The following is a 10990-nucleotide window of genomic DNA, read 5'->3' as shown; positions in this document are numbered from 1 at the left end:
TGCTGCGCACGGTGCCGCACACGGCGCTGCGTACGAGGCCGCGCATGTCGCTTCGCACACCGCCCCGCACGCCGCCGCCCGGGACTCCCGGACCGAGCGCCGGGTGCGGGAGTTGCTGGCGGGGATGACCGTCGCCGAGAAGCTGGGCCAGCTCCAGCAGCTGCCCTGGACGGACGAGACGGGTCCGGGCGGTGCCGACGCCGGGGAGACCGAGCGGAAGGCGCGCGAGGGTCTGCTGGGCTCCGTGCTGAACCTCCACGGCGCCAGGGCCACCAACGCGCTCCAGCGGATCGCCGTGGAGGAGTCGCGGCTCGGGATTCCGCTGGTCTTCGGCCTGGATGTGATCCACGGCTTCTGGACGACCTTCCCGATCCCGCTGGCGGCCGCCGCCTCCTTCGACCCCGGCCTGGTACGGACGGAGGCCGGGATCTCCGCCCGGGAGGCCCGTTCGAACGGGGTGCACTGGACGTTCGCCCCGATGATGGACGTCACCCGTGAACCGCGCTGGGGCCGGATCGCCGAGGGCAGCGGCGAAGACCCGTACCTGACCGCCGAGTTCGCGGCGGCCAAGGTCCGGGGCTACCAGGGCGGCCAGGGCGATGAGGGCCGGGGAGACCTCGCCTCCCGGAGACGGCTGGCCGCCTGCGCCAAGCACTTCGTCGGTTACGGCGGCGCCGAGGGCGGTCGCGACTACAACACCGTGGACGTCTCCGAGCAGCGGCTGCGCAATGTCTTTCTGCCGCCGTTCAAGGCGTCGGTCGATTCCGGTGCCGCCACCGTCATGGCCTCCTTCAACACCCTCAGCGGTGTCCCGGCGCACGGCGACGCGCACACTCTGACGGACATCCTGAAGACGGAGTGGGACTTCGACGGAGTCGTCGTGAGCGACTGGACGGGCATCGCCGAACTGATTCCGCACGGCTTCGCCGCCGATGGTGAGGAAGCCGCCCGGCTCGCCCTCAACGCGGGCGTCGACATGGAGATGACCAGCACCCTGCTGGCGGAGCACGGTGAGAAGCTGGTCGGCAGCGGTGCGATCCCGCGCGGGCGGCTGGACGACGCGGTGGCCCGGGTGCTGCGGCTCAAGTTCCGCCTGGGGCTCTTCGAGGATCCGTATGCCGCCGGCGAGCAGGAGATCACCGGTCCGACGGGGAAGAGCCGGGCCGCCGCCCGTGAGGCTGCCGCCCGCTCCATGGTGCTGCTGAAGAACACCGGCGGGGTGCTGCCGCTGGCCCGTACCGTCGGATCTCTCGCCCTGGTGGGTCCGTTCGCCGACTCCGACGATCTGCTCGGCGCCTGGTCCTTCCCCGGCGCCGAGCAGCGCTACCGCTCGGTCACGGTCCTGGAGGCGGTACGGGAGGCGCTCCCGGACGCCGAGATCAACCATGCGGCAGGTACCGATGCCGCGGGTGAGGGGACGGAGGGGATCGCGGAGGCGGTCGCGGCGGCCGAGGCGGCGGAAGTGACCGTGGTGGTGGTCGGCGAGGCCCCCGCGCTCTCCGGCGAGGCGGCCTCGCGCAGCGACCTCAGCCTGCCGGGTGCGCAGGAGTCACTGATCGAGGCGATCGGCGCGACCGGAAAGCCGTACGCCGTGGTCCTGGTCAACGGACGCCCGCTGGTACTGGGCGACTGGCTGGAGAGGGCTCCGGCCGTCCTGGAGGCGTGGCACGGCGGCATCGAGGCCGGGAACGCCCTCGCGGACGTGCTGTTCGGCGAGGTCGCCCCGGGCGGCAAACTGCCGGTGTCCTTCCCGCGCGACGCCGGTCAGGTGCCGGTCTACTACAGCCACGAGAACACCGGCCGCCCGTACGGCAAGGACGGCAAGGACGACAAGTACACCTCCAAGTATCTGGACCTGCCGCACGGGCCGCGCTTCCCCTTCGGCCATGGGCTGAGCTACACCCGCTTCGAGACCGGCAGACCGCGGCTCACACCGGAGCGGATCTCCGCGTCCGCACTGCGCGAGGGCGCCACGGTGGAGGTAGCGGTCGTGGTGCGCAACACCGGTGACCGAGAAGGCGACGAGGTCGTCCAGCTGTACGTCCACGATGTCGCGGCCCGCATCGTGCAGCCGGTGCGGAGGCTGCGCGGGTTCCGGCGGGTCGCTCTGAAGGCGGACGACTCGACTACCGTCCGCTTCCGGCTGTCCGCCGACGACCTGGGCTTCTGGACGAACGACAGCGCGGGCGGTTTCGTCGTGGAGCCGGGCCGGATCGATGTGTACGCGGGCAGCAGTTCGGAGACGGAGGCGAAGCGCTCACTGACGATCACGTGAACCCTCCCGCAGGCACGTGAACGGCCCCGCAGGCCGCGGGCACGCAGCTCCCCACCTCCGCGATGCGTCAACTCGATCTGTCCGCCTCGCCGTTGCCCCAGCCAGGTGGCAGCGTGTCCCGCGCGGAGGGATACCATTCCGCAGACCCTCCGGTGATCGAGGGTACTCACCCCGACCCTTCGGAGGCAGGGCATGAACAACCCTTCCCAGCAGGACGGCGGCAGTGCGTACGGCGGCAACGATCTGGACTCCAGCCGCCCGCACTCGGCCCGTATGTACGACTACTTCCTCGGCGGCAAGGACAACTACCTCCCCGACCGGCAGGCCGCGGGCAAGGTGCTCGCCGCATGGCCGTCCGTCATGGTCGGCGCACGTACCAACCGGGCGTTCATGCACCGGGCGACGCGCCTGCTCGCTGAGCGCGGCATCCGCCAGTTCCTCGACATCGGCACCGGCATCCCCACCCGCCCCAATCTCCATGAGGTCGCCCAGGGCGTCGCCCCGGAGGCGCGGGTCGTGTACGCGGACTTCGACCCGATAGTGCTCCGGCAGGCGCAGGCGCTGCTCTCCAGCACGGCCGAGGGCCGCACCAGCTACGTGCAGGCCGACGTGACGGACCCCGCCACGCTGCTGGCGGCCCCCGAGCTGAACGAGACCCTCGACTTCTCCCAGCCGGTGGCGCTCTCGCTGAACGCGCTGCTGCACTTCGTCGCCGACGAGCACCGTCCGTACGACATCGTCCAGCAGCTCGTGGGTGCCCTCGCGCCCGGCTCCTATCTCTCCCTGTCCCATGTCACGACGGACGCCGATCCCGAGACGCTCGGCAGGGTCCAGGAGATCTACCACTCCAGCGGCATCAACGGGAAGCTGCGCACCAAGCCCGAGGTGGAGGAGTTCTTCACGGGCCTGGAGCTGCTGGAGCCCGGGGTGGAGATGGCGCACCGCTGGCGGCCTTCGGAGGACCCGGAGCACCAGGTGGTCACGGGGCATGTGGAGGACGCCGAGGTCAGCGTCTGGGCCGGAGTCGCGCGCAAGCCGTGAGGCACCGTGCGCGCCGGCGCGGTGCGGAGCTCGGCGGCGGCCGGGTCACCGTGTGGGGATCACGCCGCCGTCGACGCGCAGCACCTGTCCGGTGATGTGCCGGGCGGCCGGGGAGGCGAGGAAGCGGACGACCTCCGCGACGTCCTCGGTCCGGCCCGCCCGGCCCACCAGGGTCTCCGCCACCCGGTCCCGGCGGAACTGCTCGCTGCGGCGGTCACCGAAGAACTCCGTGTCCTCGACATAGCCCGGGGCGACCACGTTGCAGGTGACGCCTCTGGGGCCGAACTGGCGGGCGAGGGCGATGTTCCAGGTGTTCATCGCCGCCTTGGACGCTCCGTACGAGCCCGCGCCGCGGTCGGCGGCGAAGGAGCCCACGTTGACAACGGCGCCGCCGTCGGTGAGCAGTTGGTCCACGGCGGCTGTGGTGAGGACGGCGGCCAGCAGGTTGGCGTCCAGATTGGCGCGCCAGCGTTCCGCCAGGAGACGCAGATCGGCCGTCGGAGCCGCACCCAGGTCACGGTTTCCGCCCGCGTTGTTGACGAGTACGTGCACGGTGTCGGGAAGTCGGCCGCGAAGATCCTGTAACTGGTCGGGATCGGTGGCGTCGCAGGGCAGCGCCGTCACCAGCGGGCCGATCTCCTTGGCCGTGTGATGCAGGACCTCCGCGCGCCTGCCGGTGATGACCACGTGGTCGCCGCCTGCCGCGAACGCCGCCGCCACGGCTCTGCCGATGCCGGTACCGCCACCGGTGACCAGGACTGTCCGACTCATCTGAGCGCCCCTCACGGGTCGGTGAAGCCAATGATCGGTCTCATCGCTGATTGTCAATGGTGCTGATTAACGTAGTATGTAGGATCGTGCGGAACAACGGCAAGGGAAGGTGACGGGGATGGCGACGCACAGCGACGCGGCGCCGGGCTATGCCGTCGGCGAGGATCCGCTCTTCCTCGTCACCCTGCCCGCTTCGGTGCGAGGGTCCTATCCCTTCCTGCTGCGCAAGGCCTCGCAGCGGATCACCGAGCGCGCACACGAGGCGCTGAGCCCGTTCAACCTGACATTGCGTCACTTCGGTGTGCTCAACCTCGTCGACCTGGAGGAAGGACAGATCCAGCGCGCCATCGGCGCAAAGCTCGGGATCGACCGCACCACCATCGTGACGCTCGCGGACGACCTGGAGCGGGCCGGTCTGCTGGAGCGCCGCCGGGGCCAGGACCGGCGCTCCTTCGCCCTCTATCTGACTCCTCAGGGCGTCGCCCAGCTGCGCCAGCTGCGCAGGCTGATCGAACTGGTGCAGGAGGAGTTCCTCGAGCCGCTGAGCACGACCGAGCGGGAGACCCTGCGCGAGCTGCTGCTGCGTCTGCTGTAGCGCCCGCTGCCAGGTCTGCCGTGGTGCCCGTCGGCAGACCCTAAGTCTGCTCTTCCGGCGGGGTGTCGGACCCGGGTGACCAGGGCTTGATGTCCAGGACCGGGGTGCCGTCGGCCAGATCCACGCCGTAGAAGTAGACGATGTTGTCCTCGACCGCGCTCACCCGGACGAGGCTCAGGCCGATGCGGTTGTGACGGTTCGGGGTGCGCGTCGCGTAGACGCCGGTCGTGCGGCCGCTGCCCTCCCAGGCGCGGGGCACCACCCGCAGCGGCGTGGTCTCCTCGTCGGTCTGCTGGTGCAGCCAGGTCAGCAGCCACACATGCCGTGCGGCGGACAGTCCTGCCAGCCCTTCGGCGAACCGCTCGAACACCACGGCCCGGCCCTGGTCGCCGTACGCCATCGTCGCCTGCGGGGGCGCGTCCCGGGGCAGTGCGTATCCCGTCTCGACATAGCCGATCGGTGACATCGACACCACTCTGTCGGCAGCGCCGGTGGAGTCGGAGCCGGTGGGTGGTTGGGGCACGGTGGACCTCCTTGTGGCCTGGCTCCCCCGTTTCTACTGCCCCGGAGCCGTTGTCGACAGTCGGCCGCGCCGACTCTTGATAGACAGACCCCTGACAATCCATAGTTCTGACAAGATACTTGGCAGCCGGAGCGAACCGCCCGTGATCCGCCCGAGCCCTCGGGCAGGACGAGGAGGCATCCGTGAGACTGACCCCGCCGTCGTCCGAACCGCCGGGCATCGCCGCCGCCGTGCTCTGGCTGCCCGACCAACGCCTCCCCGCCGCACGGGCGGTGGCGGACGGCCGACTCGACCAGGAGACGGCCGACCGGCTCGGCTACCGCAGCCTCACCGCGAGCTCCGAGCGGGCCGCCCCGGAGATGGCGGTACTGGCAGCGCAGAAGGCGCTGGCCGAGGCGGGCTGGGCGGGCGAGGACCTCGGGCTGGTCGTCCACTCCTGGATCTACCACCAGGGCCACGACTTCTGGTCCCCGCCGCACTTCATCGCCCACGGCATCGGCGCCTCCGCCGCGACTCCGCTCGGCGTGCGGCAGACCTCCAACGGCGGCATCGCCGGGATCGAGGTGGCGGCGGGGCGGCTGGCGCTGGACCCCTCGGTCAGCCGGTGCGTGGTGACGACCGCCGACCGCTTCGCCCCTCCGGGCTTCGACCGCTGGTACGGCGACATCGACGTGGCGTACGGAGATGGGGCCACCGCGCTGCTGCTGGACCGCGGGGGAGGCCCGTACAGCCTGCTGTCCGTCGCCTCCGTCAGCGCCCCCGAGTACGAGATCCTCTACCGGGGCGAGGACGCGTTCAGCGCCGCGCCCCGTACGCCGCACGCCACCGTCAGCGCGCGTCGCACCAAGACGGCCTTCCGGGCCGGCGGCGGATGGCCGCGGTTCGTCGGCGTCCTGCGCCGTGCGGTGCAGCGGGTCGTACGGGACGCCGTCGCCGACGCCGGTCTCACCCCGGACGATCCCCGGCTGCGGTTCGTGGTCCTGCCACGGCTCAGCACCGGCGCACTCACCCAGTACTACGGGCCGTCCGTACGCGAACTGCCCCTGCCGCACACCGAGATCCTCGACCTCGGCCGTGACACCGGCCATCTCGGCGCCGGCGATCCGGTGGCCAACCTCGCCGACCTGCACGCGGACGCCCGGCTGGCGCCCGGCGAGGTGGCCCTGCTGCTCAGCGCCGGAAACGGCTTCACCTGGTCCTGCCTCGCGGTACGCCGCGAATAGGCGGCCCTCGCGGCACCGTTCACCACTGATTCGTTCAGAGCCACTCCCAGAGCATCCCTAGCCACCCCCCTCCAGAGCCCCAACCCAGCGGAAGGTGTTGTCGAGGATGAGAGAGCAAACGGACGCGCTGGTCATCGGTGCCGGAGTGGTCGGGCTGACCACCGCCGTCCGCCTCGCGGAACACGGGCTCGCCGTCCGGGTCCGCGCCGAGCGGCCACCGGAGCGCACCACATCGGCCGTCGCCGGTGCCCTCGTCGGCGGCCCGCTGATCGCCGACGAGACGGAGGCGGCGGCCAAGTTCTCGCCGGTCGAGGTCACCGTCCCCTGGCACCGGGCCAGCCTGGCCGAGTTCTCCGCGCTGGCAGGCAAGCCGGGCACCGGCGTACGCCTGGCGGGCGGCAGGCTCGTCAACCGGCGTGCCGAAGGCAGCCAGGAGTGGGCCGCCCGCCTGCCCGGATACCGCCCGTGCGACTCCGGGGAGAGCGCCGGATTCCCGGTGGCGTTCTGGACCAGCCTGCCCATCGTGGACATGCCTGCCTACCTCGCGTATCTCGCCGCCCGCTGCGTCGCCGCCGGTGCCACCATGGAGACGGGCAGGGTGGCCTCCCTGGAGGATGCGGCGGCCGAGGCCCCGCTGGTGGTCAACTGCGCTGGCGTGGGCGCCCGTACGCTCGCCGACGACCCGTCGGTCTTCGCGGTGCGCGGCCAGCATGTGGTCCTGGAGAATCCCGGACTGGAGGACTTCTTCTTCGAACAGAACCCGGGACCAGCCTCGACCAGCTTCTTCCCGCACGGAAGACGCCTGGTGCTGGGCGGTACGGCCGAGCGCGACACCTGGGGCCTGGAGCCGGATCAGGGCCGGGCTGAGGAGATCCTGCGCCGCTGTACGGCCGTCGAGCCCCGGCTCGCGGAGGCCCGGGTCCTCGGTGTGGAGGTCGGCCTGCGCGCATCGCGCCCGCAGACCCGGCTGGAGGCGGAGCAGCTCGGGGCCGCCCGCGTCATCCACAACTACGGTCACGGCGGGATCGCCGTCGGCCTGTCCTGGGGTTGCGCACGGGAGGTGCTGCGCCTCGCCGTGGAGGGCACCGCGGCGGAGACCGCCCTCGCCGAGCCGGTGTCATGAGCACCGAACTGACGGGTGAAGAGGGTCTGCAGACCCTCGGGCCGGGAGCGACGGAGCTGCTGCGGACACTCGACGCCGTACTGGAGGGGTGGGGCTCCGACGAGGGCGCCGCATCCATGATCATGCCGCCGCTGCTGCCGGTCGCCTCGCTGGCCCGGCTCGACTTCTACGACAACTTCCCGCATCAGGCGCTCGTGGCCGGCGCACTGGACCTCGGACGGCACCGGCCCTTCGAGCGGCCCGAGTTCTTCGCTGCCGACGCGATGGAACCCGCCCGCCTCGGCCTGCCCTCGGCGGCCTGCTTCGCCGTCTATCTCCACCACCAAGGCCACACGCTCGACCAGGACACGAGGGTGACAGTGCTCGGCCGCTGCTTCCGCCGCGAGGAGCACTACGACGGGCTGCGCCGGCTGCTGGGGTTCCATATGCGCGAGATCGTGGCGCTCGGCTCCCGGGAGTTCGTGCGGGGCCATCTCGACCGCTGCGAGGGCAGGATCCTCGCCCTTGCGGCGGCACTGGACCTGCCGGTGCGCAAAGAGGCGGCGACAGACCCCTTCTACGACCGGGGCGGGCAGCGGGCGCTGGCGCAGCGACTCGCCCCTGTCAAGCACGAGTTCCTCGTCGACGGCCTGGCGATCGCCTCGCTCAACGTGCACCGGAACTTCTTCGGCGAGCGGTGCGGGATCGTTTGTGGCGCGTCGGGTGAGGCCGTCCACACCGGCTGTGCCGCGTTCGGCCTGGAGCGCTGGCTCTCGGTGCTGCGCACCCGGCACGGCAGCTGGGCGGCGGCGACGGAAGCCGTCGAGAAGGCAGCGGCGGGGTCGGCGGAGACGGCCCCCTGATGGGCGCGGGGAGTGGTGCTGAGAGCGACGCGCTCGCGGAGGTCGTCGCGTGGATCGTGGGGCGGCAGCCGCAGGTGAGGACTATCGGACCGGACGAAGACCTGATCGAGAGCCGCCTCATCGATTCGCTGAGCATCCTGGAGTTCCTCGTCCTGATCGAGCGGATCAGCGGGTCGCCGGTCGATCTGGAGACGCTCGACCTGGACTCCTTCCGCTCGCTGCGCCGGATCGAACAGGTCTTCCTCCAGGGCGCGGAGGACAGCCCTCGGGACCCCTGACGGAATGGTCTTCGGGGCGGCTGGATCGCTCCGGGAGCGTTGATCCGGGGGTGCGTGGTGGCTCGGCCGAAGCCGTGGCGTGCCGAGGACGCGAACGCGCCTCTGCCCACCTGCACTGCTTCCGCCGCCCGCGGATCCGCTTAGAGCCCCTAACCGAATGGGCGGTCGGCTTGCGACGCCTGGCACGCGCGCTCGCCGCGTTGTCGGAGTCGTCCATGTACGCCCAGTACGAGGACGATCCTCCGCCTTGCGAGCGCACGCACCAGACGCTCTTAGAGGTCCGCGACGACATCCACGAGGCCTTCCTCCCCCTGGATGCGCACTCCTCTGCCGGCGACGCCTGCCACGGCCGACCCACGGTTCCGTCGGGCGCCGCATTCGCTTGTCGCCCAGGCCGCCGGCCTGCACGCCGGTTCGCCCTTCGAGGCCGCCGTCAGCCAGGCCCTGACCGGGCTGGAGCAGCGCCCGGGTGGATCACCGGTGAGCCTGCGGTGGTGCAGTTGTACGGATAGCCGGCATGGCTCAGAGGGAAAGTGAATACTGATGACCTCGGGAGCTTGGGGGGAGTGGGGTCAGGGTGTCGTTCAAGTACTACCTCTACGTCAGCGAGGCAAAGATCGACATGCTCCTGCCGCAGATTGATCCGGGTTTCGGCCGCAAGCGAGGTTCCGAGTTCGGTGTGGATCTGAAGGTTCTTCAGGTCAAGCGGTTCTCCGAACCGGCTGCGGGTGAACGTCTGTCGCGACTCGAGCTCGTCGTGCGTCACTTGCATGATCACGGTGACCTCGGCTCGGTGGAGGAACCGGGGCAGTTCTTCTGGGGTCTGCTCCCGATGCGGTGGGGACCGTTTCCGGCCGAGGCCGCCTCGCCGCTGGTGTTTTTCGGCGGGCGGACGGGGAGGACGGTCGTGGGCCTCGGCGGGTCTGTCCAGCATGTAGTCGGGTCGGCGCCGGACATGATGGAGCACGGAATCTCCGCATCGCTCATGCCCCCGATGCTGGACGCGCTCGGCGGGTCCGCGGAACTGGAGGACGAGTACGTCGCTGACGCCGTTGACGGCGACCTCGACCGCGCTGACCGCGCCGCACTGGCGAGGGTGCACCAGGTGGCCATGGGATTGCGCGGGCCCGCGCAGAACGTCGAGTTCGTAGCGAAACGTTTGTTACGCGGCGAAAGTCCGTACGCGGGCGAGTTCGTGCTGCTCGGCTCGCCGCTGTACGTGGCACTGGTCGACTGAGGGGGTCGGCTCCGATGGCCGCGGCGCGCAGGTGGCGGGTGGGTGAGGTCGTCCTCGACCTGTACGAGGTTCGGGAGGTGATCCGCAGCGGGGGGATGGGGCTGGTCTACCGGGTGCACCACCGCGGCTGGAATGTCGATCTGGCTGTCAAGACGCCCCGGACGGCTCTGCTCCGCTCGCCGGAGAGAGTGTCGGACTTCGAACGGGAAGCTGAATCCTGGGTCGGGCTCGGGCTGCACCCGCACACCGTCAACTGTGCGTACGTGCGCAGAGTCGGCAGCGTTCCCTCGGTCTTCGCGGAGTGGGTCGACGGTGGCACTCTCGCGGAGGAGGTGCGGAACCGGCGGCTGTACGAGGGCGGAGCGCTGCGGGCACAACCGGGGCCTGCACCTGTGGCGCGCGGGCCGGATCACCGATGCACAGCTCATGGCCGACCTCACGGCGTTCGGCGGCGGCGCCTACGGTGAGCTGCGGGCGGCGGATAGCGTGCGGGCATGGCGATGACGGGGAAGCGACGGGTCCTGTACCGGCAGGGCAGCGGATTCTGGCGGATGACGGCGAAGTGGGTTCTGGTCTTCGGGGCCCTGTACCTGCTGGACGGTGGGCTGCTCCGGTCGTGGGGCGACGCTCTGGTCTGGCCGATGATCGGGATCCTGCTGTGGGTGCCGTTCGGGATCGGCGTCGTCTGGTACCCGAAGAAGGACCAGCGCGTCGAGCTGACGGCGCGTGAACTGCGGGTGCGGCGAAAGCGGCTGTCGATGGAGAAGGTGAACCTGCTGCACGTGGCGCGGCTGTGGCTGGAGGGGCGGTCGACCGCGGACGATCAGCCGGTGCTGGAATGGCCACGGTTCGACCGGGTGGTGTGGGTGCCGCTACGGGACGGCCGAGCGTTTGGCGTGGAGTTCCGCGACCCGGCCGCGTTCGCCAAGGTTTTCGGCGCCTTCGCGGTCGCGGCGTGCGGCGGGCCCGACATCGTCCGCGCGAGGGTCGCAGCGGAGACCTACCCGGAACCGCTCCCGATGCGGCCCCGCCCCGCCGACGACGCAGGCTCCTGGCTGGACCTCATGGACATCTTCAACTGA

General features: G+C 70.8%; 11 protein-coding genes. 9 read left to right on the top strand and 2 right to left on the bottom strand.

Going from position 1 to position 10990, the window contains the following annotated elements; translation table 11 throughout:
• Positions 1-124 precede the first annotated feature (124 nt).
• Together bglX and LHJ74_RS13975 are read left to right on the top strand one after the other, a co-directional pair.
• Positions 125-2275, top strand: coding sequence for a beta-glucosidase BglX (gene bglX, locus LHJ74_RS13980; protein WP_260218651.1), 2151 nt, complete (start codon positions 125-127; stop codon positions 2273-2275).
• Positions 2276-2467: 192 nt separating this feature from the next.
• Positions 2468-3316: an SAM-dependent methyltransferase gene (locus LHJ74_RS13975; protein WP_260218327.1), complete on the top strand. Its 849-nt coding sequence runs from the start codon at positions 2468-2470 to the stop codon at positions 3314-3316.
• 45 nt (positions 3317-3361) lie between these two features.
• Here LHJ74_RS13975 and LHJ74_RS13970 read toward each other — a convergent pair whose 3' ends face one another.
• Positions 3362-4087 carry an SDR family NAD(P)-dependent oxidoreductase gene (locus LHJ74_RS13970; protein WP_260218326.1) on the bottom strand — a complete coding sequence of 242 codons (726 nt, stop codon included), beginning with the start codon at positions 4085-4087 and terminating at the stop codon, positions 3362-3364.
• A gap of 118 nt (positions 4088-4205) precedes the next feature.
• Here LHJ74_RS13970 and LHJ74_RS13965 point away from each other — a divergent pair, with 118 nt between their 5' ends.
• A complete protein-coding gene (locus LHJ74_RS13965) occupies positions 4206-4682 on the top strand; it encodes a MarR family winged helix-turn-helix transcriptional regulator (RefSeq protein WP_260218325.1) in 477 nt (158 codons plus the stop codon).
• Positions 4683-4722: 40 nt separating this feature from the next.
• Here the strand turns inward: LHJ74_RS13965 and tsaA are convergent, their stop codons facing one another.
• Positions 4723-5205 carry a tRNA (N6-threonylcarbamoyladenosine(37)-N6)-methyltransferase TrmO gene (gene tsaA, locus LHJ74_RS13960; protein ID WP_260218324.1) on the bottom strand — a complete coding sequence of 161 codons (483 nt, stop codon included), beginning with the start codon at positions 5203-5205 and terminating at the stop codon, positions 4723-4725.
• Between the two features lie 182 nt (positions 5206-5387).
• Between tsaA and LHJ74_RS13955 the strand changes: the two genes are divergently transcribed.
• The 6 genes from LHJ74_RS13955 to LHJ74_RS13930 all read left to right on the top strand — a co-directional run bounded on the left by LHJ74_RS13955 (position 5388) and on the right by LHJ74_RS13930 (position 10990).
• Complete coding sequence (locus LHJ74_RS13955; RefSeq protein ID WP_260218323.1) at positions 5388-6428, top strand: ketoacyl-ACP synthase III family protein; 1041 nt, start codon at positions 5388-5390, stop codon at positions 6426-6428.
• A 106-nt stretch (positions 6429-6534) separates the two neighbouring features.
• Positions 6535-7551: an FAD-dependent oxidoreductase gene (locus LHJ74_RS13950; RefSeq protein WP_260218322.1), complete on the top strand. Its 1017-nt coding sequence runs from the start codon at positions 6535-6537 to the stop codon at positions 7549-7551.
• Positions 7548-8393 (top strand): class-II aminoacyl-tRNA synthetase family protein, encoded by an 846-nt coding sequence (locus LHJ74_RS13945; protein WP_260218321.1) that lies wholly within the window; start codon positions 7548-7550, stop codon positions 8391-8393. The genes LHJ74_RS13950 and LHJ74_RS13945 overlap by 4 nt, the downstream gene beginning before the upstream one ends.
• Positions 8393-8671, top strand: coding sequence for a phosphopantetheine-binding protein (locus LHJ74_RS13940; protein ID WP_260218320.1), 279 nt, complete (start codon positions 8393-8395; stop codon positions 8669-8671). The genes LHJ74_RS13945 and LHJ74_RS13940 overlap by 1 nt, the downstream gene beginning before the upstream one ends.
• A 577-nt stretch (positions 8672-9248) precedes the next feature.
• On the top strand, positions 9249-9908 hold the full coding sequence (locus LHJ74_RS13935; RefSeq protein ID WP_260218319.1) for a DUF7019 family protein: 660 nt from the start codon (positions 9249-9251) through the stop codon (positions 9906-9908).
• 494 nt (positions 9909-10402) lie between these two features.
• The gene (locus tag LHJ74_RS13930; protein ID WP_260218318.1) at positions 10403-10990 is read left to right on the top strand and encodes a hypothetical protein; all 588 of its coding nucleotides are present in this window, start codon (positions 10403-10405) and stop codon (positions 10988-10990) included.

The organism is Streptomyces gossypii, assembly GCF_025165795.1.
Lineage (GTDB): Bacteria > Actinomycetota > Actinomycetes > Streptomycetales > Streptomycetaceae > Streptomyces > Streptomyces gossypii.
The sequence above is the reverse complement of the archived record's forward strand: the minus strand, read 5'-3'. Positions and strand labels throughout refer to the sequence as shown.